Source organism: Komagataeibacter xylinus, from assembly GCF_031081985.1.
GTDB lineage: Bacteria > Pseudomonadota > Alphaproteobacteria > Acetobacterales > Acetobacteraceae > Komagataeibacter > Komagataeibacter xylinus_E.
This window is the reverse complement of the sequence record NZ_JARWSK010000003.1, coordinates 403,782-429,789: the sequence shown is the minus strand read 5'-3', so window position 1 is coordinate 429,789 and position 26,008 is coordinate 403,782. Positions and strand designations below refer to the sequence as shown.

At 66.5% G+C, this 26,008-nt stretch carries 22 protein-coding genes; 9 read left to right on the top strand and 13 right to left on the bottom strand.

Going from position 1 to position 26,008, the window contains the following annotated elements; translation table 11 throughout:
* Together leuS and QEG70_RS08090 are read right to left on the bottom strand one after the other, a co-directional pair.
* Positions 1 to 2,634 carry a leucine--tRNA ligase gene (gene leuS, locus QEG70_RS08095; protein ID WP_308720241.1) on the bottom strand — a complete coding sequence of 878 codons (2,634 nt, stop codon included), beginning with the start codon at positions 2,632 to 2,634 and terminating at the stop codon, positions 1 to 3.
* Positions 2,635 to 2,732: 98 nt separating this feature from the next.
* Positions 2,733 to 3,266: a DUF3576 domain-containing protein gene (locus QEG70_RS08090; protein ID WP_308720184.1), complete on the bottom strand. Its 534-nt coding sequence runs from the start codon at positions 3,264 to 3,266 to the stop codon at positions 2,733 to 2,735.
* 224 nt (positions 3,267 to 3,490) lie between these two features.
* Between QEG70_RS08090 and QEG70_RS08085 the strand changes: the two genes are divergently transcribed.
* Positions 3,491 to 5,527, top strand: a complete 2,037-nt coding sequence (locus QEG70_RS08085; protein ID WP_308720183.1) for a glycoside hydrolase family 3 C-terminal domain-containing protein — start codon at positions 3,491 to 3,493, stop codon at positions 5,525 to 5,527.
* Between the two features lie 151 nt (positions 5,528 to 5,678).
* Here the strand turns inward: QEG70_RS08085 and QEG70_RS08080 are convergent, their stop codons facing one another.
* The 6 genes from QEG70_RS08080 to QEG70_RS08055 all read right to left on the bottom strand — a co-directional run bounded on the left by QEG70_RS08080 (position 5,679) and on the right by QEG70_RS08055 (position 12,528).
* The gene (locus QEG70_RS08080; RefSeq protein WP_308720182.1) at positions 5,679 to 6,740 is read right to left on the bottom strand and encodes a transglycosylase SLT domain-containing protein; all 1,062 of its coding nucleotides are present in this window, start codon (positions 6,738 to 6,740) and stop codon (positions 5,679 to 5,681) included.
* 32 nt (positions 6,741 to 6,772) lie between these two features.
* On the bottom strand, positions 6,773 to 7,216 hold the full coding sequence (locus QEG70_RS08075; protein WP_308720181.1) for a DUF1489 family protein: 444 nt from the start codon (positions 7,214 to 7,216) through the stop codon (positions 6,773 to 6,775).
* Positions 7,217 to 7,225: 9 nt separating this feature from the next.
* Complete coding sequence (locus QEG70_RS08070; RefSeq protein WP_308720240.1) at positions 7,226 to 8,278, bottom strand: nucleoside hydrolase; 1,053 nt, start codon at positions 8,276 to 8,278, stop codon at positions 7,226 to 7,228.
* A 114-nt stretch (positions 8,279 to 8,392) separates the two neighbouring features.
* Positions 8,393 to 9,565, bottom strand: coding sequence for a radical SAM family heme chaperone HemW (hemW, locus tag QEG70_RS08065; protein ID WP_308720239.1), 1,173 nt, complete (start codon positions 9,563 to 9,565; stop codon positions 8,393 to 8,395).
* 152 nt (positions 9,566 to 9,717) lie between these two features.
* A complete protein-coding gene (locus tag QEG70_RS08060; protein WP_308720180.1) occupies positions 9,718 to 11,718 on the bottom strand; it encodes a potassium transporter Kup in 2,001 nt (666 codons plus the stop codon).
* 126 nt (positions 11,719 to 11,844) lie between these two features.
* Positions 11,845 to 12,528: a YggS family pyridoxal phosphate-dependent enzyme gene (locus tag QEG70_RS08055; protein ID WP_308720179.1), complete on the bottom strand. Its 684-nt coding sequence runs from the start codon at positions 12,526 to 12,528 to the stop codon at positions 11,845 to 11,847.
* A gap of 87 nt (positions 12,529 to 12,615) precedes the next feature.
* Here QEG70_RS08055 and QEG70_RS08050 point away from each other — a divergent pair, with 87 nt between their 5' ends.
* From QEG70_RS08050 to QEG70_RS08035, 4 genes are all read left to right on the top strand, one after another.
* Positions 12,616 to 13,962 (top strand): RsmB/NOP family class I SAM-dependent RNA methyltransferase, encoded by a 1,347-nt coding sequence (locus QEG70_RS08050; protein ID WP_308720178.1) that lies wholly within the window; start codon positions 12,616 to 12,618, stop codon positions 13,960 to 13,962.
* Between the two features lie 97 nt (positions 13,963 to 14,059).
* A complete protein-coding gene (gene rpe, locus QEG70_RS08045; RefSeq protein WP_308720177.1) occupies positions 14,060 to 14,737 on the top strand; it encodes a ribulose-phosphate 3-epimerase in 678 nt (225 codons plus the stop codon).
* 37 nt (positions 14,738 to 14,774) lie between these two features.
* Positions 14,775 to 16,472, top strand: a complete 1,698-nt coding sequence (locus QEG70_RS08040) for a heparinase II/III family protein (RefSeq protein ID WP_308720176.1) — start codon at positions 14,775 to 14,777, stop codon at positions 16,470 to 16,472.
* Complete coding sequence (locus tag QEG70_RS08035) at positions 16,469 to 17,590, top strand: glycosyltransferase family 4 protein (RefSeq protein ID WP_308720175.1); 1,122 nt, start codon at positions 16,469 to 16,471, stop codon at positions 17,588 to 17,590. Before QEG70_RS08040 ends, QEG70_RS08035 begins: the two co-directional genes overlap by 4 nt.
* Positions 17,591 to 17,689: 99 nt before the next feature.
* On the opposite strand, the gene QEG70_RS08030 is transcribed toward QEG70_RS08035, so the two are convergent.
* Together QEG70_RS08030 and QEG70_RS08025 are read right to left on the bottom strand one after the other, a co-directional pair.
* Complete coding sequence (locus QEG70_RS08030; protein ID WP_308720174.1) at positions 17,690 to 18,247, bottom strand: hypothetical protein; 558 nt, start codon at positions 18,245 to 18,247, stop codon at positions 17,690 to 17,692.
* Entirely contained in the window at positions 18,244 to 19,491 is a 1,248-nt protein-coding gene (locus QEG70_RS08025; protein ID WP_308720173.1) for an aminopeptidase, read from the bottom strand. Before QEG70_RS08025 ends, QEG70_RS08030 begins: the two co-directional genes overlap by 4 nt.
* 120 nt (positions 19,492 to 19,611) lie before the next feature.
* On the opposite strand from QEG70_RS08025, the gene QEG70_RS08020 reads away from it, so the two are divergent.
* The gene (locus QEG70_RS08020; protein WP_308720172.1) at positions 19,612 to 19,959 is read left to right on the top strand and encodes a Rieske (2Fe-2S) protein; all 348 of its coding nucleotides are present in this window, start codon (positions 19,612 to 19,614) and stop codon (positions 19,957 to 19,959) included.
* 117 nt (positions 19,960 to 20,076) lie between these two features.
* On the opposite strand, the gene QEG70_RS08015 is transcribed toward QEG70_RS08020, so the two are convergent.
* From QEG70_RS08015 to QEG70_RS08005, 3 genes are all read right to left on the bottom strand, one after another.
* Positions 20,077 to 20,547 carry a DUF4186 domain-containing protein gene (locus QEG70_RS08015; protein WP_308720171.1) on the bottom strand — a complete coding sequence of 157 codons (471 nt, stop codon included), beginning with the start codon at positions 20,545 to 20,547 and terminating at the stop codon, positions 20,077 to 20,079.
* Positions 20,548 to 20,550: 3 nt separating this feature from the next.
* Positions 20,551 to 21,798 (bottom strand): tyrosine--tRNA ligase, encoded by a 1,248-nt coding sequence (gene tyrS / locus QEG70_RS08010; RefSeq protein WP_308720170.1) that lies wholly within the window; start codon positions 21,796 to 21,798, stop codon positions 20,551 to 20,553.
* A gap of 112 nt (positions 21,799 to 21,910) precedes the next feature.
* The gene (locus tag QEG70_RS08005) at positions 21,911 to 22,576 is read right to left on the bottom strand and encodes an alpha/beta hydrolase (protein WP_110569457.1); all 666 of its coding nucleotides are present in this window, start codon (positions 22,574 to 22,576) and stop codon (positions 21,911 to 21,913) included.
* Between the two features lie 583 nt (positions 22,577 to 23,159).
* On the opposite strand from QEG70_RS08005, the gene QEG70_RS08000 reads away from it, so the two are divergent.
* The 3 genes from QEG70_RS08000 to QEG70_RS07990 all read left to right on the top strand — a co-directional run bounded on the left by QEG70_RS08000 (position 23,160) and on the right by QEG70_RS07990 (position 25,890).
* Positions 23,160 to 24,293: a cysteine desulfurase family protein gene (locus QEG70_RS08000; RefSeq protein ID WP_308720169.1), complete on the top strand. Its 1,134-nt coding sequence runs from the start codon at positions 23,160 to 23,162 to the stop codon at positions 24,291 to 24,293.
* Positions 24,294 to 24,363: 70 nt separating this feature from the next.
* Entirely contained in the window at positions 24,364 to 25,545 is a 1,182-nt protein-coding gene (locus QEG70_RS07995; protein ID WP_308720238.1) for a cysteine desulfurase family protein, read from the top strand.
* Between the two features lie 30 nt (positions 25,546 to 25,575).
* The gene (locus QEG70_RS07990) at positions 25,576 to 25,890 is read left to right on the top strand and encodes a ferredoxin family 2Fe-2S iron-sulfur cluster binding protein (RefSeq protein ID WP_061273819.1); all 315 of its coding nucleotides are present in this window, start codon (positions 25,576 to 25,578) and stop codon (positions 25,888 to 25,890) included.
* Positions 25,891 to 26,008: the final 118 nt, after the last annotated feature.

Here is a 26,008-nt window from a genome sequence, read left to right as displayed (position 1 = left end):
CTATTTCGCAACCACGAAATTGACGATGCGGCCGGGCACATGGATGCGCTTGACGATCCGCGCCCCCTCAAGCAGGCGGGCCACGTTCGGCTCGGCTTCAGCCAGGGCGATCACCTTGTCCGCGGGCGTGTCAGGGGCCACGGCAATGGTGCCGCGCAGCTTGCCCATGATCTGCACCGCAATGGTCAGCTCGCTGGCCTTGAGCAGGTCCGCGATGGCGGTGGGCCAGGCGCGTTCAACCACAGGCCTGCCGCCGGGTTCAAGCAGCGCCATCATCGCTTCCGCCTGGTGGGGCACCATGGGGGCGGCGAGCAGGGCCAGCATGGTGGCGGCCTCGCGGCGGGCAAAGGCCATGCCCTCATCGCCTGCCGCCTTCTCGGCCTCGGCCAGGGCGGAGGTCAGTTCATGCAGGCGGGCGACGGCCACGTTGGCGCTGAAGCCTTCGAGCGCCTCGGTCACGGCGGCGATGGCGCGGTGTGTGGCGCGGCGCAGCCCGTCAGCCGCACGTGAAAGGGTGGCGGGGCAGGGCGCATCTGCCGGGGTCTGTTCGGCCACGGCGCGCGCAAGGCGGAACAGGCGCTGCAGGAAGCGCGCGGAGGCCGCGACACCCGATTCCGTCCATTCCATGTCGCGCTCGGGCGGGCTGTCCGACAGCACGAACCACCGCGCCGTATCCGCGCCAAACCGCTCGATGATGGCCACGGGTGCCACCGTATTGCGCTTGGACTTGGACATCTTCTCCACGCGGCCAATCGTGACCGGCGCGCCGTTGTCGCGGCGCACGGCGCTGTCCGCGCGGCGCTCGACTTCCTCGGGGTAGAGCCAGTTGCCATCCGCGTCGCGGTAGCTCTCGTGGTTGACCATGCCCTGCGTGAACAGCCCGTTGAACGGCTCATCCACATGCAGGTGCCCGGTCTCGTGCATGGAGCGGGTAAAGAAGCGGGCATAGAGCAGGTGCAGGATCGCATGCTCGATGCCGCCGATATACTGGTCCACCGGCAACCAGCCATCGGCGGCAGCGGGCACGGTGGGCGTTGGTGCGTGCGGTGCCGTAAAGCGGGCGAAATACCATGAGCTGTCCACAAACGTGTCGCAGGTATCGGTCTCGCGCAGGGCGGGCTTGCCGCAGTTGGGGCAGGCCACGTGCTTCCAGGTGGGGTGATGTTCCAGCGGGTTGCCGGGGCGGTCGAAGGTCACATCCTCGGGCAGCTTTACGGGTAGCTGGTCATCAGGCACGGGCTGCGCGCCGCAATCGGTGCAGTGGATGACGGGAATCGGGCAGCCCCAGTAGCGCTGGCGCGAAATGCCCCAGTCGCGCAGCCGCCAGTTGACCACGCCCTGGCCCACGCCCATGCCCTCGAGCCGGGTGATGGCCTCCTTTTTGGCCGCATCCGTGTCCAGCCCGTCAAGGAAGCCGGAGTTGAACAGCGTGCCGTGGCCATCACAGGCCTTGTCGGTCATGGTGAACGTGCCGGCCTCGGCACCTGGCGGCAGGATGACCGGGGTGACGGGCAGGTTGTATTTGCGCGCGAAGTCAAGGTCGCGCTGGTCGCCACAGGGGCAGCCGAACACCGCACCCGTGCCGTAATCCATCAGTACGAAATTCGCGATCCAGACCGGGAAGGACTTGTCGGGCATGAACGGGTGGCTGACGCGCAGCCCGGTGTCGAAGCCGCGCTTCTCGGCGGTTTCGATGGCCTCTTCCGATGTGCCAAGGCGCTGGCATTCGGCAATGAATTCCTGCGCCTTCGCATTGCCCACGGCCACCTTGGCTGCCAGCGGGTGGTCGGCGGCAATGGCCAGGAAGGACATGCCAAACAGCGTGTCGGGGCGGGTGGTGAAGACCTCGACCGAATCAAGGTCTGTATCGAAGCCCGTGGGCGGCTCGTGCAGGCCGAAGCGGACCTTGGCCCCTTCCGAGCGGCCGATCCAGCGTTCCTGCATGGTGCGCACGCGCTCGGGCCAGCGTGGCAGGGTGGACAGGCCATCAAGCAGTTGCGGGGCGAATTTCGTGATTTTCAGGAACCACTGCGACAGCTTCTTCTGCTCGATCAGCGCGCCCGAACGCCAGCCACGCCCGTCCACCACCTGCTCGTTCGCCAGTACGGTGTTGTCCACGGGGTCCCAGTTGACCCAGCTTTCGCGCCGCTCGACCAGCCCGCCCCTGAGCATGTCAAGGAACAGCTTCTGCTGCTTGCCATAATATTCGGGCAGGCAGGTCGCGATCTCGCGGTCCCAGTTGAAGGAAAAGCCAAGGCGCTTGAGGGTGGCGCGCATGGCGGCGATGTTGTCCATCGTCCACTGGCCCGGATGCACGCCGCGCTCGCGTGCCGCGTTCTCGGCGGGCAGGCCGAAGGCGTCCCACCCCATCGGGTGCAGCACGCTGAAGCCGCGCGCGCGCTTGTAGCGCGCCACCACGTCGCCGAGCGTGTAGTTGCGCACATGACCCATGTGCAACTGCCCCGACGGGTAGGGGAACATCTCCAGCACATAGTATTTGGGCCGGTCGGCGGGGGGCACGTCCGGCACGTCGAAGATGCCCGAGGCCGCCCAGCGTTCCTGCCACTGCGGCTCGGCCGTGTGGAAATCATAGGCGGGGGTGGCGTTTTCGGCAGGGGTGCTGGTTTCGGTCATCTTCTTCTGGTTCGGTATGCGGAGGGCAGGCGGCATGCGCCCGCCGGAAAGGGCCGGGCAGCGCGCGACCCGGCCGGGACTGATGCGGGGCGTGGGGCCTAGTGCTGGCCGCTATCGGTGCGGAGCTGGCGCGCGCGGGTCAGGATGCGGGCCGTGATGTCGGACACGGTATTGGCGGCAACGGGGGTATCGACCCACTGCCCTTCCTCATAGGCCTGGCGGAACACCGACACGCGCACCGCATCCGAGCGCAGGCTGCGCGAGAGGATGAAGCAGGTGATCTTGAAGCGTTCATCCTTGGTGGCGGGCGGCGTGTACCAGTCCGTCAGGATCACGCCCGCTACGGCATCGGCCGAGACAAACGGCATGAAGGACAGCGTATCAAGCGCGCCACGCCACAAAAAGGCGTTGACCCCGTTGCTTTCCAGCGGCGTGGAGCCGCCATTGGCGCCACGATCTTCCTTGAGCAGGCGGTTCTGGGGCACGGCCAGCCCGCTTTTGTCGTGCTGCGGCGCGCTGCCGCAGGCGGCCAGCAGGCTGGCGGCAAGCAGGGCGGGGAATGCGGCGCGTGGCAGCAGGGCACGGCCCGAGGGGGCGGCAGAGGGAGCAGGATGGAACGGGCGAAGGGTCATGATGCCTCTGTGGACGCCGGGGATGGCCCCGCATGTGGTGATCCGGCCACGCGCCCGGACACCGGCGGGCATGCCGGGCAGGGGCGTTGCGGCCTGTCGCGTTATTCTTCTTCATATCCTGCCGCGCCTGCCACGCCAAGTCGCATGGGCACTTTACCGTGCCCTGCGTGACAATCGGGCCATTGAAGCGCAAAAATGGGCATACACGCCAACTGCTGCGGAACATGATGAAACACGCGCTTACAGGGTCTGTTGCCTTCCTGCTCATGGCGGGTCTGTCCTTTGCCGCTCCGGCGCATGCGGCGGTTGCGCTCGCCGCAAGCCCGGCTGGCACGCGGGCGGCGGAGATGGCCGCCCGCCTGCAACCTGCCGAGCAGCAGGCCGTGCTCCAGGCCCGCCCCGCTCCGGCAACCGACGGGGGCGAGGGCGCCCCCGGCCTGCTGGCCTGGCCGGGCGTGCCCCGGCTGGGGCTGCCGGTGCTGCGCATGCCCACCTTCGCCACCCCCGTGCAACCCGGCGATGGCCCGCCCCGGCCCATGCTGCCATGGCTGGCGCTGGCCGCGACATGGGACCCCGATCTGGCCCGCCGCGCAGGCGTGGCCCGCGCCCGGGCGGAATGGCTGCATGGCCGCGCGGTGCTGCGCGTGGGGGGCGTGGACACGCTGCCCTCGGGCCGGTTGCAGGGCGGGGAGGACCAGGTGCTGGCGGGCAGCATGGCGGGCATGATCGGCGCGGGGCTGCTATCGGGCCATGTGCTGCCGGTTTTTGGCTCGGTCGTGCGTGAGGAGCAGGTGCGCGCCGATGGCGCGGCCCCCGAGCGCGGCGCGCCGGTCAAGGCTTCCGATCTTGCGGCCCACAGCCTGCTGGGCGTGGCCATGGCGCTGGAGGTGGCGCATGGCGGCGCGATGCTGTGCGGCGGCATGGCCCCCTGTGCTGCGGTTACGGGGCTTGAGGCCATGGTGCGCGAGGCGTGGCATTTTTCCGGCATGATCATGGCCGTGCCGGGCGGGGCCATGCCCGCAGGTGGTGCGCATGGCACGGATGGCGCGCCCGCGATCGATGCCGTCGCGACCGGGGTGGACATGGAGCAGGTCAGCCCCGGCAGGCCCGACGTGCTGGGCGAGATGCTGCGCGAGGCCGTGCGCGATGGGCACATAAAGCCCGCGCAGGTGCAGGCCATGGTCACGCATATCCTGGCCTCGTTCTACATGGCGGGCAGCCTTGACCACCCGCCGCCTTTCGCTGCCGCCCGCACCGGCGTGCAGCCCCCGCCCGTTGATACGCTGGTGGGGGACGTGGAGGCCGAGGGTGCGGTGCTGCTGCAAAACGAGAATCGCGTCCTGCCCCTTGATCCTGCCCTTGGCCCGGTGCTGGTGCTGGTGCACCCGGCCATGCGGGGGCCTGCCGACCTGCTGGCCGAAGGGCTGCGCCATGCCGGGCTGAACGTGACGGTGCTCACCGCGCCTGATGGCGCGGGGGCGACGGGCACCCTGCCGCCCGCCTGCGCGCAGGCGGCCCGTACGCTGGTGCTCAGCGCCAGCAATGACGACAACCAGATGATTACCACCCTGGCCGAGCTTGGCGGCCACGTGGCCGTGGTGCTGACCGCCGATGACCCCGACCGGCAGATGCCCTGGCTTGATGCGGTCGATAGCGTGGTGCAGGGCTGGGCATGGCGTGATGAATATGCGCAGCCCCTGTCGGCGCTTTTGTCGGGGCAGCAGGATTTCTCGGGTCATCTGCCGGTGACATTGACGGGCGGGCTTTACCCGCCGGGCATGGTCGATGCGAATTACCGCGCGTTCGAGCGCGCGCATGTCGTGCCGTTATTTCCGTTTGGCTACGGGCTGTCGGCCCGCGGGCGGCTGGTGCCGAGCGAACTGCGCGTGGCGCGTGAGGGCAATCACCTCAATGCCAGCTTCACGCTCTCCAATCCCGGCACGGCGGTGGTGCGGGCCGTACCCCAGCTTTATGTCGAAACCCCGCCCGACCTGTCGGGCAATCCGCGCAGGCTGGCCGCGTGGCGCAGCGTCATGGTGGCGCCGGGGCACCCGGTGCGGCTGAGCGTGCCCGTCAGCCTGCGGCTGGTGGGGCAGTGGAACAATGCGGCTGGCAACTGGGCCGTGGCGGCAGGCGATTATACGCTCTCGCTCGGGTTTTCATCGGTCATGCTGGTGCGGCATGCAACACTGCACCTGCCCGCGCTGCACGTGCCCGCCACGCTGGAAAACCAGCCCGCCCCGGTCGTGATCGCTGAATGAGCGGTAACGGATAAAGGTTTCTTGTGAGACTGTTGGACGTTTTTGGTGAAGCTTTTTTCAAAAAGCTTTGAAGAACGCCACCTTTTTGAAAAAAGGCGGCGTCCGGGAACTTGTGTGGTTTTTTATCAATGAACTGTTTTCAAACAGTCTCTTACTCTCCGGGCCGGATGACGGTGCAGGGCAGGCCCTGGTCCTTCAGCGTGGCGCAGGCCCGTGTCGCGGCGGATTGCGAAAGCCCGGCGAGGCGGGCGCGATAGATCACGCCCGCAGGCCGCCTGACCGGAATGACCAGGCTGCGCGCGCCCTGCAGGGCCGCAAAATCACCCTGCCGCGCCATGGAGTTGGCAAAGCGGGCCTGCCCCTCCGCTGAAAACGCGCCAACCTGCACCATCCATGCCCCATATCCGGCACCAGCACTGGGTGCCGCGGCAGCAGCCGTGCGGGCATCGGTGTGGCAGGCGGCACTTGTGGGGTCATAGGCGAGGTTGGCGTCATGCACGCAGGCAGTGCGGTGCTGCACGGGAGCGGGCGGGTTAAGGGTCGCGTACTGCACATAGGTGTGGTCGGGCTGGAGCGTGCCGCCATTGCCCAGCGGCGCGGGCGTGGACGTTACCCGCTGGCTGGAAGACCCATAAACCGCCAGCGGTCCGCTCAGTGCCACTTCATTGCCAAGATTGGGGGTGATGATGCGTAGGTAGCGAACCGTCTGGCTGGGCAGCGGGCGGCCTTTTTCAAGGTAATCGTTCAGCCGTTCCGTGCCTGCGTTATAGGCGGCAAGGAAGCCGGGCGCGCCATACAGCCCGTACAGGATGCGGATATAGGCCGTGCCCGCGAGGATGTTGTTGTGCGGGTCATACGGGTCGGAGCCGAGGTGGTTGCGCCGCTCCATCTCGGCATAGGTGGGGGGCATGAGCTGCATCAGCCCGATCGCCCCGCTGGCCGAGCGCGTGAGGTGACCATCGATATATTCATGCCCGCCCGATTCCTTCTGGATCACGGCGCGAATCCATTCCTGCGGCACGGCAAAACGGCTGGAGGCATCGGCAATATAGGGTTGCCACGGGTCGGTCGCAGGACCTGGCGGGCGATAGGCGGCCTTGCCCTTGTAGTAACTGTTGTAGCTGGCACGGGTGTGGCTGCCGCCGCCACCCGGTGACGTGGCGCAGGCGGCAAGCCCGAGGCCTGCAATGGCGAGCACAAACAGGCGCGTCATGTCCCGCAGGGAGGGAGGTGCAGGGAGCATGTTCAGATCAGGCACAGTTCCGCCAGTTCGTTGCGTAGGGCTTCGGGCAGGATGTCGCCCGCATGGCTGTTTGCCAGAAGGTCGGGTGGCGCGTCTGCGGGCTTGAGGTAGCGCCAGCCCTGAAAGGCGCGCATGGCACGCGGGCTGACGGGAATGATCTCGGGCGCCATGACCACCCGCGCGCAGGCCACGCCATCATCGCGCGTGTCGGGTTCGATGGCGGTAATGCGTTGGCGGCACAGGATGCGCCCGGCAATCACGCGGTAGATCGACCCGCCATCAAGTATTTCCGCCGCCCGGCGTGGATACATACGCGTGCGGAACCATGGCTGCCCCGAGGCGCTGGTGCCATCAAGGTCATCCGCTGGCGGGATCTGTAGCGACTGGCGGGCGGCGAGTTCCTCAAGGGAATGCACGCCAACCGCCAGCTTGACCATATGCAGCATGCCCGCCCCTTACCGCGCAGGGGCCGCAGGATCGGACTGCGCCTCGTGCGCGAAAGTCTCGCGGAAGCGCTTTTCATCAATGCTGCGCACGATATGCATCACCCGCATGGGGCTGCCCTTGGGGGCGAGTGCCTCGGGCACCACAAAGGCATGGCCATAATGCGGGCCGCGCGAGGTGTCGATATCCATGCGGGCATCGACTGCTTCGGTGACCAGCGTGGGGTCGGCGGCAATGGCGGTGGTCATTTCATCCCACATGGGCAGCGGATCGTAATAGCTGCCGATATAGGCGGTGAGCGGTGTTTTTTTACTGGTGATCTGGGCCAGATACTCGCGTGAGAGCATGAGGTCGTTCGACACGCTGCCCACCACCGTGATCTTCTTCCACGGCGCGGTCAGGGTGATGTGGGCGGCCTCGGGGTCGAAGATCATGTTGAAATCGGAGGCGAAATCCGCGTTGCCGGTAATCGACATCATGCTGGTATCAAGCATGCCGCCCATGAAGATGAGCTGTTTCGCCGTCTCGGCAAAACTCGGGTCTTCGCGGATGGCAAGGGCGATGTTGGTCAGCGGGCCTGCGGCCACGATCGTGACTTCATGCGGGTGGGCATGCACCTGCTCGATCAGGAACTGCACGGCGCCCTGTTTTGCAGGCGGCGTATGGGGTGCGCCTTCCTTCATGGTGCCGATGGCGGGCTGCATGTCGGGCGCGGTATCGATGGAGCCAAGGCCGCCCCACGCACCTTTCCACGGAATGGCACCATATTGCTGCTCATGCAGGCGCATTTCGGCACGGGTGTTGACCAGCGGGTAGACCGCGCCATCGGCCACCGGCACGTCGGTCTTGCCAATGATTTCAAGCAGGCGGCGCAGATGGGCGGATTCCGCATTTTCCCACCCGTCGCCACTGACCACCGTAAAGCCCAGCACGCGCACATCGGGGTTGAACAGCAGCGGAATGGTGGAAAGCTGGTCCGACCCGCCGGGGCCGAGGAAGTCGTTATCCTCGATGACCAGTTCCGGGCCGCCCGTGGCGGGCGCTGCCATGGCGGGCGTGGCCATGAAGGCAAGGGCCGCGGCGGTGGCGGCGAGGCGGGTGGACCGCGAAAGGATGGATGACAACACGCGGCAATCTCCCTGCCCTGAATGCATGGCCCTATCGTATGGCCTAATGCCTCAAAGCACCAGCGCGGCCAGCAGGCTTTCCAGCCGCAGGCGGCCCGCATCGGTGGCGCGCAGGCGCTGGCCTACAGGGTCGAGCACCACGTAGCCCTCATCGGTCGCCATGTTCAGGATGTCGGCATCAAGCGCGTCAACCACCGCCATGCCGGTGCGCCGGGCAAAGCGGGCGGTGTCGATGCCCTCGCGCAGGCGCAGGCCCATCAGCAGCATTTCACGCGCGCGGTCGCGGTTATCAAGCCGCACGTCAGGATGGGCGCCGGTGCCCGTGCGCTCCACGCGCTCGGCCCACGGCTCGGGCGCGCGGTGGCGGCGGGTGGCGCAGGTTACGCCGTTGCGGGTCAGCCGCCCATGCGCGCCGGGGCCGATTCCCAGATAGTCGCCATAGCGCCAGTAGGTCAGGTTATGGCGGCTCTCGGCACCGGGGCGGGCATAGTTCGAGATTTCGTAGCCCTGCAGGCCGTGCCGTGCCGCCACCTCGGCGGTGAGTTCATACAGCCGTGCCGCGTCATCGCCTTCAGGCAGGCGGAAGCGGCCCTGGCGGTACAGCCCCTCGAATTTCGTGCCCGGCTCGATGGTGAGCTGGTAGAGCGACAGGTGATCGGACACCAGCGCAAGGGCGGCTTCAAGCTCGGCCCGCCATGCGGCCTCGGTCTGGCCCGGCCGGGCATAGATCAGGTCGAACGAGATGCGGTCAAACAGGTTTCGCGCGGTCTCGAGGGCTGTAATGGCCTGCGGCGCGTCATGCTCGCGGCCCAGAAAGCGCAGGGCCTCGGGATCAAGGCTCTGGATACCCATTGAAATGCGGTTGACCCCGGCCTCGCGGAAGGCACGCAGCAGCCCGGTCTCCACGCTCGTCGGGTTGGCCTCGAGCGTGATTTCCACACTGTCGGTAAAGCCGAAGGCAGCGCGGGCATCCGCAATCAGCCCTGCCACCGTCTCGGGCGCCATGAGCGATGGCGTGCCGCCGCCAAAAAAGATGGAACTGATGGTCGGGCGCTCGGCGGGCGCCTCACCCATCAGGGCTGCTTCGTGGGCGAGTTCGCGCCTGAGTGCTGCGCCAAAGCGGGCGCGGGGAATTTCATCGCGCACATGGCTGTTGAAGTCGCAATACGGGCATTTGGACAGGCAGAACGGCCAGTGCACGTACAGCGCCAGCGGCTCGCTTATGTCGGATGCGGGTTTGTGTAAAAATCCTTCCAAGGCAACTCCTTGCAAACCATCAGAAGTTTTTGGTGAAGCTTTTTTCAAAAAGCTTCAAAAAGAATGCCGCCTTTTTGAAAAAAGGCGGCACCCAAAAACTTTTATTCTGTTCAGGACCGTCAGATCGCCAGCCGCACGCCCAGTTCCACCACGCGGTCAGGCGGAATGCGGAAGAACTCGGTGGCCGGCGTTGCATTGCGCGCCATGAACAGGAACAGCGACATGCGCCAGCGTGAAAGCTTGGGCACCGACGAGCGCACCAGCAGTTCGCGGCTGGTGAAGTAGGAGGCCTGTAGCGCATCGAAGTCCAGCCCGCTGGCCTTCAGGTCTTCCAGCGCGCGGGGCAGGTTGGGCATTTCCATGAAGCCATAGCGCAGGATGATGCGGTAGATGTCGGGCGCAAGCTCCTGCAACGCCACGCGGTGGCCGTGATCGGCCTCGGGCTGGTCCAGCGTCTGCACGGTTACGAACAGCACGTGGTCATGCAGCACCTTGTTGTGCTTGAGGTTGTGCAGCAGGCAGGCAGGCACGAAATCGGGGTTGCCGGTCATGTACACTGCCGTGCCCGGCACGCGGATGATGCGCGACTGCGGCAGGCGGGCCAGGAACGAGTTCATCGGCATGCTGTCCTGCTTCTGCCGGTTCATGATGAGCTGGCGGCCTTTTTTCCACGTCGTCATCATCAGGGTCAGCACCACGCCCAGCAGCACCGGCACCCAGCCGCCCTGCGGGATCTTGAGCGCGTTCGACGCAAAGAACGTCGTATCAAGCAGGAAGAAGCCGCCAAACGTGGCAATCGCCGCAGGGCGCGACCAGTGATACAGCCTGCGGAACACCACCATCGCCAGCACGCAGGTGCACATGAACGTGCCGGTCACCGCAATGCCGTAGGCCGAGGCCAGCGCATCGGAACTGCGGAAGGCCAGCACCAGCAGCAGCGCGCCCACCATGAGGAAGCGGTTGAATTCGGGCAGGTAGATCTGGCCCTCTTCCTCCGCATTGGTGTGGGTCACGCGCAGGCGGGGCAGGTAGCCGAGCTGGATGATCTGGCGGCACAGCGAGAACCCACCCGAAATGCCCGCCTGGCTGGCAATGACCGTGGCCATGGTGGACAGGATGATCATCGGCACCTGCATCCAGTGCGGGCCGAGCAGGAAGAAGGGGTTCTCCAGCGCCTTGGGCTCGGAGATGATGAGCGCGCCCTGGCCCAGGTAGTTCAGCGCCAGGCACGGCAGCACGCAGAACAGCCATGCATAGCGGATGGGCTGGCGGCCAAAATGCCCCATATCGGCATAAAGCGCCTCAGCACCCGTAACCGACAGCACCACCGAGCCAAGGGCAATGAACGACAGCCACCCGTGATAGATGATGAACTGCACCGCATAGGTGGGCGATATGGCCAGCAGCACCTTGGGGTGGTGCAGGATTTCAAGCCCGCCAAGGATGCCCAGCAGGCTGAACCACACCAGCATGATGGGGCCGAATATGGTGCCCACCTTGCCCGTGCCGTAGCACTGCACCGAGAACAGCCCCACCAGCACCATGAGTGCGATGGGAATGACAAGGTCATGGGCGGCGGGGAAACTGACCTCAAGCCCTTCCACCGCCGAGAGCACGGAAATGGCGGGCGTGATCATGCCATCGCCAAAGAACAGGCACGCGCCGCCGATTCCCACCATGCCGAGCGCGATGCGCATGCGGTTGCTCGGCGCCACGCGCTGGGCCAGCGACATGAGCGAAATGATCCCGCCCTCGCCATTATGGTCGGCGCGCATGATCAGGATGACGTATTTCACCGTCACGATCAGCAGCAGCGACCAGATGATGAGGCTGAGAACACCCAGTATTTCCCACGGCTCGATCCTGTGGTGCTGCGATACGACCATGATGGTCGAGCGCAGGGCGTAGATCGGGCTTGTGCCGATATCGCCAAACACCACGCCGAGCACGCTGAGCAGGGCGGCAAAGCCGACCGGGTTTGCGGCATGCTCGTGCTGGTCGGCGCCGTATTCGGTAATCTTGGGCGCGGCATTGGCCTGCTGTGCGGCAGGCGCGGGGTGCGCGCCGCCATCCGGCGTCGTTGAGGATCCGGGGGCAACAGGCCCCGTGGGTTGCGTCATGTCGTGACGGCTCCGCGGCAATGAAGACTGAAAACCGGCATCACATCGCAACCGGATAGTTCCGCATTACCGCCTCGCCCCATGTGCAGCAAGGCCCCTGTGTGCTCGGGTGCCATTCCGCCACGTTCAGGCGTGGGCGGGACGGGCCCCGAAAATGGCGCTGCCCACCCGCACCAGCGTGGCTCCGCAGGCAATTGCCGCCTCGAAATCAGCCGACATGCCCATCGACACCACCGGCAGCCCGTGGCGTGCCGCCATGCCTGCCAGCAGGCGGAAATGCGGCGTGGGGTCGGCATCATGCGGGGGGATGCACATCAGCCCGCGCACGTTGGCACCAAAGCGGGTCATGCTGTCGGTGATGAAGGCATCGGCCTCTTCCAGCCTCACGCCCGATTTCTGGCTTTCATCGCCGGTGTTCACCTGCACTAGCAGCCCGGGCAGGCGGCCTGCCCTGTCCGCCGCCCGCGCCAGTGCGTCCGACAGGGCAGGGCGGTCGAGGCTTTCGATCATGTCCGCGATTTTAACCGCTTCCAGCGCCTTGTTGGTCTGCAACCCGCCAATGATGTGCAGCCTGAGGTCGGGGAAGCGCTCGCGCAGTTCAGGGAATTTGGCCGCCGCCTCCTGCACGCGGTTCTCGCCAAACAGGCGCTGGCCTGCCTCGAGCGCTGCAAGGACGCTGGACTGCGGATGGAATTTCGACACGGCCACCAGCCCTACGCTGGAGGGGTCGCGCCCTGCTTCGCGCGCACTCGTTGCAATGCGGGTGCGGATACCGTTCAGGGCCTGTGCTATGGATGCGGATGTTGACATGGCCCTAGGCTTGGCATGAATAGCGGCCCGGTCAAGCCCCCAGGCGCCGTCGCGTTGTGAAGTGCCGCATTTGCAGGTCAGGATTACATGAAGTCTCCCCCGTCCCCGTCGTCCCGCCCCGATGGCCGCCCTGATGCCCGCCGCAATCGCGCGGGCCGCCCCGACCGGCGTGGCGGCAGGGTTGCCCCTGACCCCACGCGCGACATTGCCTTCGATATCGTTGAAGGGGTGATCGTGCACCGCCGCATGCTCGATACCTCGCTCGAGCATTCCGCCGCCGCACGCACCGCCGAACCGCGTGACCGCGCCGCCGCCCACCGGCTGGCCGCCACCGTGCTGCGCCACATGGGCACGGCAAACGAGGTGCTTGCCCCCTTCCTCAAGCGCGAGCCGCCCGAGCCGGTGCGCGTGGTGCTGCTTATTGGCGTGGCGCAACTGCTGTTTCTTGACACGCCAGCCCATGCCGCCGTGGCCACCTCGGTGGCGCTGGCGCGCAGGCGGGGGCTGGTGCCGTTTGCGGGGCTGGTCAATGCCGTGCTGCGCCGGGTGGCAGGCGGCGGGACTGAAGCACTGGAAGGGCTGGACCAGCCCCGGCTCGATGTGCCGGCGTGGCTGTGGCAGTCCTGGGGCAGGCTGGCCCGCCCCATTGCCAGCGCGCTGGGCCACGAGCCGCCGCTCGACCTGACCATCAAGCCCGGCTGCGACGCCCCGCCCGGTGGCGAGGTCATGCCCAATGGCAGCGTGCGCTTTGCGGCTGGTAGCGTGAAGGTGGCCGAACTGCCCGGCTTTGCCGAGGGCACGTTCTGGGTGCAGGACATGGCGGCAACGCTGCCCGCCCGCCTGCTCAACGTGACAAAGGGCGAGCGCGTGGCGGACCTGTGCGCGGCCCCCGGTGGCAAGACCGCGCAACTGGCCTGCGCGGGGGCGGAGGTGTTTGCCATCGAGCGCGAGGGTAGGCGGCTTGAGCGCCTGCGCGCCAACCTCGCCCGGCTTGGGCTGGAGAGCGTGAAGGTGATCCACGCCGATGCCGCCGCATGGAAGCCCGAGGCCCCGCTCGATGCCATCCTGCTCGATGCACCATGCTCGGCCACCGGTACCATCCGCCGCCACCCCGATGCCATGTGGATCAAGCGCCCGCGTGACATCACCACCATGACCGAGGGGCAGGACCGCCTGCTCGCCGCAGCCCGCGACATGCTGCGCCCCGGCGGGCGGCTGGTCTATGCCGTGTGCTCCCTCCAGCCCGAGGAAGGCGAGCAGCGTGCCCGCGCGGCTATGGCCATGGGCCTGGTCCCCGATCCGTTCACGCCCGAGGAACTGGCCTTCCTGCCCCAGGCCCGCACGCCCGAGGGCTGGCTGCGCACCCATCCGGGCATGCTGGCTGACCGGGGCGGCATGGATGGCTTCTTTGCCGCGCGCTTCCGCCGGGGCTGAGCGGGACTGCCGCCCCCGTGTGGCAGGCGGACACATTACCGGGGGGCGGTGTGATGAAAGGTTGGCGTCGGGCAGGGATTTCTGTTAAAAAACAGGGATGGCTGCTCTGAACACCCCCCTTATCGCGCCGAGCCTGCTGGCTGCGGATTTCTCACGCGCGGCGGAGGAAGTCGCCGCGGTTGAAACCGCTGGCGCCGACTGGCTGCATCTTGATGTGATGGACGGGCATTTCGTGCCCAACCTCTCCATGGGGCCGCAACTGATCAAGGCCCTGCGCCCCAAATCAGAACTCCCGTTTGACGTGCATCTCATGATCGCGCCGGTCGATCCCTATATCGAGGCATTCGCCAGGGCGGGGGCCGACCATATCCACCTGCATGTCGAGGCCGGGCCGCACACGCACCGCTCGCTGCAGCATGTGCGTGACCACGGCGTCAAGCCGGGTGTTGCCATCTGCCCCGCCACCCCGCCCGAGGCGGTGGGCGAGGTGCTCGACCTGGTGGACATGATCCTTGTCATGACCGTCAACCCCGGCTTTGGCGGCCAGAAATTCCTGACCAGCCAGCTTCGCAAGATCGAAACCCTGCGCCGCATGGCCGATGCCACCGGGCGCGACATCCGCATTGGCGTGGATGGCGGCATCACCGCTGAAACCGCGCCGCTGGCCGTTGCCGCGGGCGCTGACGTGCTGGTTGCGGGCACATCCGTCTATGGGCAGCCCGATTATGGTGCCGCCATAGCGGCCCTGCGCAGCGGGGCGCATAGCCCGGCGTGAGGCGGGGCTTGCCGATCCATCGTGGTGGTGAGTGCCCATGGCACTGACCCGCTTCGCGCGCGTCATGCGCGTCTCCCTTGCACGCCTTCCGCTTTTTGGTGATGGCAGGTACCTGCCTGCCGCCCCCGTTCACAACGTGCGTGACCTGTGGCCGGGCAATACCACCGCTGGCGCCAGGCTTGCGCGTGGCAGCCTGACATGGGCGGGTTATACCCACCCCGTCGGGCCGGGGCAGTGGGATGACCCGGCATTCGAGCCTGCCTTCCGTGAAGGGCTGCTCAGCTTCCGCTGGCTGCGCGACCTGCGCGCCGTGGGCACCGATGCCGCGCGGCTCAAGGCGCGCGCGCTGGTGGATGACTGGCTGCACCATCCCTCCCAAAGCCCGATGGCGCTTGAATGCGGGGTGATCGGCGCGCGGGTCGCGGCGTGGCTGGGGCATTATGATTTCTTTGCAGCCTCCGCCAGTGATGCATTCCGTCAGCGCCTCATGGCCCGCATCCTGGTGGAAGGGCGTATGATCGCAGCCCTCATGCCGCCCGAGCAGCCGGGCTGGCAGGGACTGACGGCACTCAAGGGGCTGCTGGCCGTGGCCGTGGCCATGCCGGAATATACCGGTTTCCTGACCCGCTACCGCCGCTATATCGACAACGTGGTGGAAAGCCAGATCCTGCCCGATGGCTGGCACATCGAGCGCAGCCCGGAGGTGCAGTTGCGCGCCCTGCGCGAACTGGCCGAGATGCGGGCCATGATGCAGGCGGTGCAGCACGCGCTGCCGCATTCGGTGGCCCTGGCGCTGGACAAGATGAGCCCGGTGCTGCGCGCCATGCGCCATGGCGATGGTGGGCTGGCGCTGTTCAATGGCAGCCATGAGCGCAGTGCCGCCCTGATCGACATGGTGCTGTCGCAGGCCACGCGCACGCGGGTCGTGGCCAGTGTCATGCCCGATGGCGGGTTCGTGCGCATGCAGGCCGTGCGCTCGCTGCTTCTGGTCGATGCGGGCATTCCCGCCCCGGCCCCGTTTGACCACAATGCGCATGCGGGCACGCTGTCGTTCGAGTTCTCGTGCGCGCGCCAGCGCCTGATCGTCAATTGCGGCGGCGGCGTGCTGCCCGCATGGAAGGACGCCCTGCGGCAGACGGCGGCGCACGCGGTCGTGACGGTGGAGGGCATGTCATCCGCCGAATTTGGCGAGGATGGCACCGTCCGCCGTCGCCCCACCCATGTAGGGGTGGAGCACGCGGTGGCCGAAGGGGCGCACTGGCTCAACCTGTCGCATGATGGCTACCATGCCTCTGCCGGGGCGACGTATTACCGTAGGCTTTACCTTTCGGCCGATGGCGAGATCCTGCGCGGCGAGGAAACGCTGGAGGGCGAGCGCGAACTGGCCTTCGCGCTGCGGCTGCACCTGCATCCGTCGGTTACGGCAGTCGATGCGCTTGATGGTTCCATCCTGCTTTCCGCTGGCGAGCAGCACTGGCGCTTCCGTGCGGAAGGCGGCGTGGTCTCGATTGAGGAGAGTGTCTATTCCGGCGGGCAGGTGCCGTGTCGCACGCTTCAGCTTGTGGTGCAGGTAGAACCGGCGGCAAGGATGGCGGAAGGCGGGCAGGAGGCTGGCGTGGAACCCGCGGCCCCGCCGCCACAGGGCAGCACGCCGCTTGGCGATGTGCCGCCCGGCAAGATGCGGCAGGTGGTGCGCTGGGGGCTGAAGCGTGAGAAACTGCTCCTGCTGACATGAAGATTCTGGAAATCACGAATGTTGATTTCTCGATGCGGCAGTTTCTCTTCCCCCTCATGCAGGCGCTGCGGGCCGAAGGGCATGATGTAGCGGGCGTGTGCGCTGATGGCCCGTTGCTCGCGCCGGTTCGCGCCGATGGGCTGCGCGTGGTGTGCGTGCCCATGTCGCGCACGCTCTCGCCTGTGGCGCAGTGGCGGGCATGGCGGGCGCTGGTGCGTGTCATCCGGGCGGAACAGCCTGACATGGTGCATGCCCACATGCCCATAAGCGGCCTGCTGGCGCGGTTTGCCGCCTGGTGGTGTGGCGTGCCGCGCATTGCCTATACCTGCCACGGCTTTCTGTTCAACCAGCCCGGCTCAAGGGTGCGGCGCGTTGCGGCGCTGGTGCTGGAATGGCTGGCCGGGCGCGTGACCGACATCTACCTCACCGTATCGGAGGAAGAAGCGCGCGATGCCCGCAGGCTGGGCATTCACCGCCATGCCACCGCCATTGGCAACGGGCGTGACCCGGCCACCTTCCACCCCGACCTGCAGGCCCGCGCCCGGCTGCGCGCGGCGCTGGGCGTGGGGGAGGGGCAGGTGGTTATCCTGGCCGTATCAAGGCTGGTGCGCGCCAAGGGCTACCCCGAACTGCTGGCGGCGATGGAGCGCATGCCTGATAACGCGGTGTTGTGGATTGTGGGGGAACGCCTGCCGAGCGACCGGGGCGCGGACCTTGCGGCCTGTTTTGCCGCGGCCCGTGCAAGGCTGGGCGCGCGGCTGGTGTTTGTGGGCTACCGCGAGGACGTGGCGGCCCTGATGGCGGCGGCGGATATCTTTACCCTGCCCAGCCATTTCGAGGGGCTGCCGATGAGCGTGATCGAGGCCATGCTGTGTGGCCTGCCGGTTGTCAGCACAACCATTCGCGGCCCGCGTGAGCAGGTCGTGGCGGGGGAGACCGGGCTGCTGGTCGCCCCCGGTAATGCCGCCGCGCTGGCCACCGCCCTTGGGCGGCTGGTGCAGGATGCGGCCCTGCGCGAACGCATGGGCGCAGCCGGGCGGACCCGCGCCCTTGCGCGGTACACGCAGGCGGCTGTCATGGCCCGGGTTACGGCACTGCTTACGGGCAGATGGCCCTGAGTCAAAGTTTTTGGTGAAGCTGTTTTCAAAAAGCTTCAAAAGAATGCCGCCTTTTAAAAAAAGGCGACACCCAAAAACTTTTATTCTTTTTTCAGTATTTTATTGGGGCGTGCCGGGTTGCTGGCCTTCACCCTCGCTGCCGCCCATCGCCTGGATCAGCGCCTGCGTCTGGGCCTGATGCGACTGGAGCAGCTTGACGTTATCGGGGTTGAGCTGTGGCATGTTCCGGCTGTCCTGGGCCGGGTGCTGCATCACGGCGCTGGTCAGGCCAAAGGTGGTGATGCCCATCACGAACTCACGCGCGGTCATGTGATAATGCTCCAGAATGGGCTGGAGCGCGGGCATGGCCTCGGTGCGCTTGATCGTCTCCTCAAGCGACATGTTGGGTGTCTCGGGCGGGGAGATGCGCGACTGGCGGATCTGCTCGATCACCGGCATCATGCGGCTGAAGAAGTCCTTGGGCAGCCTGTATTCGGCCACCGTCTTCATGTCACGGGCAATGGCGGCCTGCTGGGCAGGCGTCGGCTGGGCCTGCCCGGTGGCGTTCTGCTGCATCGGCTGCTGGGCTGCGGCCGGGCGCATGGCCATCAGGCCGGTGGCCAGCGCAAGCGTGCAGGCGGAGGCGGCAAGGGTGCGGCGCAGGAAGGAAGCGGTCATGGCTGGTTGCTCCATTCGCCCTGTCTCATCAGGGGTTCGCGTGTGCCATCGTGGTTGATGGCGTCGACATCGATCTTGCTGGACCCGATCATCCAGTCAATATGGATGAAGCTGGTATTGGCGCCCTGTTCGGCCAGATGGGCCTCGGTCAGGCTGTCGGTATCAAGCATGCACTTGGCGTAGGACTGGCCAAGGGCAATGTGGCTGGCTGCATTCTCGTCAAACAGGGTGTTGCGGAACAGGATGCCGCTTGCCGAGATGGGCGAGGAGGCGGGCACGAGGGCCACTTCACCAAGGCGGCGCGCGCCCTCATCGGTGTCGAGAATGCGGTTGAGCACGTCAAGCCCGCTGCTGGCATGGGCCTCGACAATGCGCCCCTCTTCAAAGCGCACGGCAATATCGTCGATCAGCGTGCCCTGGTGGAACAGCGGCTTGGTGGCCCGCACCGTGCCGCTGACCTTGCGGGCATGCGGCGTGGTGAACACTTCCTCGGTGGGGATGTTGGGGTTGCACACGATGCCGTTGCCTGCCGGTTCCGCGCCGCCTGCCCAGGCATGGCCATCGGCGAGGCCCACGGTCAGGTCGGTATCGGGGCCGGTAAAGTGCAGGGCGGCGAAGCGCTTTTCGTTCAGCCATGTGGCCCGCTTGTGCAGGTGGGCGTTATGGGCTTTCCATTCCGCCACCGGGTCATCCACCATCACGCGCGAGGCCTGGAAGATGGCATCCCACAGGCGGCTGACGGCTTCTTCCTCCGGCACGCCGGGAAAGACCTGTGCCGCCCAGGCCGGTGTGGCGAAGGCCACGATGTTCCAGTTGATGGCGAAGCGCGTGATCAGTTCCATGGCAGGCCGCCCCGCCTTCGAGGCCGCGCGGCCTATGCGCGAGACGCGCTCGGCATCCTCATTGGCCAGCAGCACCGGGTTGCCACCGGTAATGGCCATGCGCGCCGCCCCCTTGCGGTAGGCGCTGGCCATGCCCTCATGCAGCCAGTCGGCGGCGGTGTCGAGCGTGTCATCCGCCGCATGGTGGAAGCGCGCCAGCGTGGTCACGTCATCGGAATAGAACGGCGTGACCAGGGATGCGCCTGCCCGGTAGGCGTGCTCGGCAATGCGGCGCACCAGCGGCACGGCGTCGAGCGGGGCCGTGATGAGAAGCTGCTGCCCGTGCGCGATATTCACGCCCACGCGAACGGCGACTTCGGCCAGGCGGTCCAGAAGATGTTCATGCCGGGGGGAAAGAGCCATGCGTAATCATATCCTGTAAAAGGCAGGCGGCGTGCCGCAGGCCTGCGGAAACTGCCCCGCAGGATAGACGACACACGCCCGGTGCGTAAAATGATAACCGCAAACCAGCGGAGCGTGAGCATGCACTCAATGAAACAGGCCCCACCGGGTTCCCGCGCGTTATGCACCGTATTGGCAGCACGCGCGGCCCCGCAGCGCGTGGTGTGGGATGGTCGCGCCGTGGTGGTGTGGATGGTGGAGTGCGACCAGCCTGCCGTGATTGATGACCGCTGCCCGCATGGCAATGCCCGCCTGTCTGACGGATACGTGCTGTATGGCCGCATTGTCTGCCCGTTGCATATGTGGACCTTTGGCGCGGATGGCCGCGCGCAGGCCCCTAGTGGCCGCATGGAGGCGGCGGGGCCGATGCCGCAATCCTATGAAAGCTGGATCAGCGAAGGTGAAGTTTGGGCGCGGGTTGATGGATAAAAGCCGCGTTTTTTTGGAAAAAGATTTAGGAACTGTTTGAAAACAACTTATTGATAAAAAGACAATAAGAGTTTCTGGGGGCCGCTTTTTTTGAAAAAAGCTTCACCAAAAACTTCCTTATGAGTTCTGGCTGCCATCGCGCCGGATCCATTCCTGTATCACGGCCAGCAGGTAGGCCTGCTGTGCAGCATCAAGCTGTACGCCTTCGGGCATGGCATGCCATTTGGCAACGCAGCCCCGGCAGCAGGTGCCGGTGGCATGCTGGGCAATGAACACCGGGTGCCCGCGCCATGGAGTCTGCCTGCCATCACGCGCGGGCTGGGCGGGGGCAAGGCGGGTGGCGATGAAGTCGGCTGCGTGGCGCATGACTTCAGGCAGGCCCCGGCTGGCCAGATAATCCCGCTCCTTGGCCCCAAGGTGAAAGCGGGCGCGGAATTGGGAGTAGGCCAGCCGCGCCCATAACTCTGGCGCGACAGGCGGCAGGGCGGACAGGTCGGCCAGTGGCGCAGGAGCAGGCGGCGGTGCGTCGGGCGCAAACAGGTCAGCCTGCTGCGCCGGGGCTGCCTTGCGTGCGGGCCTGCGCGCCATGGCTCAGGCCGGCTGCACCAGAATATGGCGCTTGCGCCCCGATGAGAGCTTGATCGCGCCATCAATCAGGTCGGCATCGGTCATGACCTGCGCCTCGTCCTTCACCACAACGTCATTCACGCGCGCCCCCCCGCCACGGATCAGGCGGCGGGCTTCGCCATTGCTGGCGGCAAAACCGGCTTCAACAAACAGGCGGAAGGCCGGTACGCCTTCGGCCAGCAATGCGGCGGGCACGGTGGTGGTGGGCAGGGCGGCAGCCGTCACGGCGCCTTCCTCAAAGGTGCGGCGGGCGGCCTCGGCAGCTTCCTCCGCGGCGGCGCGGCCGTGGCACAGCGCCGTGGCCTCGGTGGCCAGCACCTTTTTCGCTTCATTGATCCCGGCCCCCTCAAGGGCTGCCAGGCGGTCGCATTCCTCAATGGGCAGTTCGGTAAACAGCTTGAGGAAGCGGCCCACATCCGCATCCTCCACATTGCGCCAGAACTGCCAGTAATCGAACACCGGCAGCCGCTTTGCCGAGAGCCACACCGCGCCCTGCGCCGTCTTGCCCATCTTGGCGCCGGAACTCGTGGTGAGCAGCGGCGTTGTCAGGCCGAAAACCTGCGCCCCGTTCATGCGGCGCACCAGGTCGATGCCCGACACGATGTTGCCCCACTGGTCCGATCCCCCCATCTGGAGCGTCACGCCATGACGGAGGTTGAGTTCGCGGAAGTCATAGGACTGGAGAATGGAGTAATTGAACTCCAGGAAGGTCAGCCCCTGCTCACGCTCCAGCCGCGAGCGCACCGAGTCGAACGAGAGCATGCGGTTGATGGAAAAATGAATGCCCACATCGCGCAGAAGGTCGATGTAGGAGAGCTTGTCCAGCCAGTCGGCATTATTGGTCAGGAGTGGTTCGGCGGGGCCGGTGCCCAGCGGCAGGAACTGCCGCAGGCACGCTTCCACCCCGCGCAGGTTCGTGGCGATGGTTTCCGCCGTCATGAGCTGGCGGGCTTCCTCGCGGAAGGAGGGGTCGCCGATTTTCGCGGTGCCACCGCCCACCAGGGCCACCGGGCGGTGGCCGTGTCGGTGCATCAGGCGCAGCATCATGATCTGGATCAGGCTGCCCACGTGCAGACTGTCCGCCGTGGGATCAAACCCGATATAGCCCCCCACCGGTCCGGCCTGCATGGCGGCGTCGAGGGCCTCCATGTCGGTGCACTGGAATATGAAGCCGCGTGCTTCGGCTTCCCGGAGGAATTCACTCTTGGGCATGATCTGTTCCGCGCTGTAAGGTCCGTCGCTGGCCGGGCAACCCCGGCGCGGACAAGCCTCTAGCATGTTCGCAGGCGTTGATGAAACCGCCCGGAACCGGCAGATGGCGCAATCAGTCCGCCGCGAGGGCGAGCATCTTGCGGTTCATGACCGTGCTCACATGGTCTTCAAGCGCTTCGGCCACCTGCTCGGCCTGGTTGGCAAACACATGGTCGGCCCCCTTGAAGATGCGGTAATCAACGCTCACGCCCTTCTGGGTGTTCAGCTTGTCCACCAGCTTGCGCACGGCGGGCTCGGGCACGAGTTCATCGTTCTCGCCCGCAATCATCAGCCCGCCGCATGGACACGGGGCGAGGAAGCCGAAATCATAGTAGTTGGCAGGCGGGGCGACGCTGATCCAGCCGGTAATCTCGGGACGGCGCATGAGCAGCTGCATGCCCACGAAGGCCCCGAAGGAATACCCCGCGATCCACAGTCCGCTGGCGTTGGGGTTGACCATCTGCATCCAGTCAAGGGCGGCGGCGGCATCCGAAATCTCGCCAATGCCACCATCATAGCGCCCCTGCGAGCGCCCGACCCCGCGCGAATTGTAGCGCATGACCGAGAAGCCCATTTTCTCGAACGCGCGGTACATGGCGTAGGTGATGCGGTTGTTCATGGTACCGCCATGCAGCGGGTGAGGATGGAGCACCAGGGCAAGCGGCGCGTTGGGCGCGCTTGAGTGGTGGTATCGACCTTCCAGGCGGCCATCAGGGCCGGCAAACATGACCTCAGGCATAGGTGTCCCGCATTTGCATCTTCCCGTGCATTCCAGGCATTGCAACGGGAACGGTTGCTGTTACAGCCTGCCCGACCGGCGATGCCCCGTCAGGTCGGCAGGCAGAGAAAAAAGTGCTGTCTTCGGGCTGTTACGCGCGCCAGATGCAGGCAGGCGGCCTGTATTCATCCGGGTGGTTACAGCACGAAAGGCAGAAGTGACCCGGCCCGGCACGCCAGACCGCAAATATACCAACCCACCTGAATAATGGGCATTATGCCTACCGGGTAACAGTGCATCTTCGGCAGGCGTGCCCTGCGCGGGGGGCAGATATGGCGGGATATGGCCACGGTTCATGCCGTGGGCAATACGCCTCGGGGCCTGCGCGGGGGTCTCGTGTCGGTTCGCTCTCCTTGCCATGGCCCCGATGTTGGGCGGGCGACATTGAGGCAGCGGTATGGGATAAAGGGGTGCCCCGCACCCATAACACGTTGCAATAAATATTATGTTGCGCTGCCTTATAGCGGCGGGGATTCCCAAAATGCCACATAAATCGTAATTGCCGTCGCAAAAGGACTTGGCACAACCCATATGGCTGGACAGCATGAGCACCCTGAGCGAGCGTTTTACATATCTTGACGCCAATGCCGCCGAGCCCATCCGGCCTCAGGCGCTTGAGGCCATGACGCAGGCGGCATTGGTGGCGGGCAACCCGGCCTCCGTGCACCGTGCGGGCCGTGCGGCCCGTGCCGTGCTCGAGACCGCGCGAGAGGACATCGCGGCCCTGTTCGGGGCGGCAGCGGAGAACTGCGTGTTCACTTCCGGCGGTACGGAGGCCAACGTGCTGGCCATTGCCGGGCAGGCGGGTGGCAGGCGCGTGCTCGTGGGCGCAAGCGAGCATGATGCCGTGCGCGCGGCAACGCAGGCGGCCACCATTGCCGTGCGGGCCGATGGTGTGCTGGACCTTGCCGCCCTCGAGCGCATGCTGGCGAACGGGGAGCCCCCCGCGCTTGTCTGCGCCATGCTGGCCAATAACGAGACCGGGGTGATCAATCCCGTGCGTGAAATCGCTGATCTGTGCCACGCCCATGGCGCGCTTTTGCATGTGGATGCGGTGCAGGCGGCAGGGCGCATCGCCTTTACGCTGGAGGGACTCGGGGCGGATAGCGTGGCCATATCGGGGCATAAATTTGGCGGCCCAAAAGGCGCGGGCGCGCTTTTGCTGGCGGGCGGGCGGTTCCATGCCCTGCCGCCGCTTCTGGCCGGTGGCGGGCAGGAGCAGGGGCGGCGCGGCGGCACGCCAGCGCTGCCCGCCATTGCAGGCATGGCGGCGGCGGCAAGGGTTGCGGTTGCAGGCATGGTGGTGCAGGCCGACCGGCTTGGCGCATGGCGCGACCGCATCGAGGCGGCAGCCGTGGCGGCAGGGGCCAGTGTGTGCGGGGCAGGGGTCATGCGCCTGGCCAATACCACTAGCCTTGTGCTGCCCGGACGGCGGGCGCAGACCCAGCTCATTGCGCTCGACATGGCGGGCTATGGCGTCTCCGCCGGCGCGGCCTGCTCATCGGGCAAGGTTGCGCGCTCGCATGTGCTCGAGGCCATGGGGCTGGGCGAGGGGGCAGGCTGCGCCATCCGCGTCTCGCTGCCATGGTCGGTGGATGAGGCGGACGTGCAGGGCTTCATCAATGCCTACGCGGCCATGGCGGCTCGCCTGCCCGCACAGGCCGGAGCGGTTGCATGAGCGGATCTGCCATGAACTGTCGGGCGCATGGCGGGGCGGAAATGCGGCCCCACCGGCACGGGCGGCGGCCATGACCGACCCTGCCCTGATCTATCTCGACTATCAGGCCACCACGCCGTGCGATCCGCGCGTGGTGGACGAAATGATGCCGTGGTTTGCCCACAGCTTCGCCAATCCCCACAGCCTCGACCACGCGGCGGGCCGGGCGGCGCATGATGCGGTGGAGCAGGCACGCGGCGAGGTCGCGGCCCTGCTCGGCGCTGATGCGCGTGAGATCGTGTTCACCTCGGGCGCGACAGAAGCCAATAACCTCGCCATCAAGGGGGCCGTGCGCCACCTGATCGCGCGCGGTGATCCGCGCAGGCGGGTCATCACGGTGGCGACCGAGCACAAATGCGTGCTGGAATCGGTGCGCGACCTCGCGGCCGAAGGCTGCGAGCCGGTGATCCTGCCCGTGCGGCCCGATGGCACGCTCGACCCGGACGTGCTGGCCAAGGCCCTTGAGGTACCCACCCTGCTCACCTCCATCATGGCCGCCAATAACGAGACCGGCGTGCTGCACGACCTTGCAGCCCTAGCCCCCATCGTGCGCCGGGCCGGCAGCCTGCTGCACAGTGACCTGGCGCAGGCCGCGGGCAAGGTGGATGTTGATGTCAGGGCGTGGGATCTCGATCTGGCCTCCGTCTCGGCGCACAAGCTGTATGGGCCGAAGGGGGTGGGCGCGCTGTTCGTGCGGCGTAGGCCGCGCGTTCGGCTTGCCCCGCTGTTCTCGGGGGGCGGGCAGGAGCGCGGCCTGCGCTCGGGCACGTTGCCAGCGCCGCTGATCATCGGGTTCGGCGCGGCGTGCCGCATTGCCCGCCTTGAAGGGGCGGCCGAGCGCGCCCGCATCGCGTCACTGCGTGACCGCATGCTGGCCGCCCTTGCAGCAGGCTGTCCCGGCCTGCGGGTGCATGGCGGCATGCAGGCAAGGCTTGCGGCCAACCTGAACATAGGCTTCGAGGGGGTGCGGGCGCTCGACCTGCTGGCGGCGGCACCCGAGCTGTGCCTTTCCACCGGGTCGGCGTGTTCCTCGGCCGAGGTGGTGCCGTCCTATGTGCTCAGCGCAATGGGGCTTGAGGCGGCGGAGGCGGCGGAAGGCTTGCGTCTGGCGGTCGGACGCTATACCTCACCCGCCGAAGTGGATCGCGCGGCGGCGATCCTGTGCCGCGCAGTGGCACATTGCCGCGCGCAAGGCAGCGCTGCGCGACCGTAACGGGCGCAACGCACAGGCAGGATGGAAAAGATGGCGCATATAGTATTCATCGAGCGTGATGGCACCCGTCGCGAAGTCGCGGCCCCGCTGGGCCTGTCGGTTCTGGAAATCGCGCACAAGAACGGTGTTGACCTTGAAGGCGCATGCGAAGGCTCGCTGGCCTGCGCCACCTGCCACGTGGTGGTCGACCCCGAATGGGCGCCCAAGCTGACGCCGCCGACCGAGGACGAGGAAGACATGCTCGACCTCGCCTTCGGGCTGGAAAAGACCTCGCGCCTGGGCTGCCAGATCGTGATGACCGAAGCACTCGATGGCCTCGTGGTGCGCCTGCCCAGCACGTCCTGACCGGACGGCCCATTCCGCCCTGCGTGTTTTTGGGCGTGGGCGGGCAAAACGATGTTTGACGCGCGATGCCCGGAGGCTGATAGTTCTCCGGGCATTGCCTGTTTCAAGGGAAGTGGAA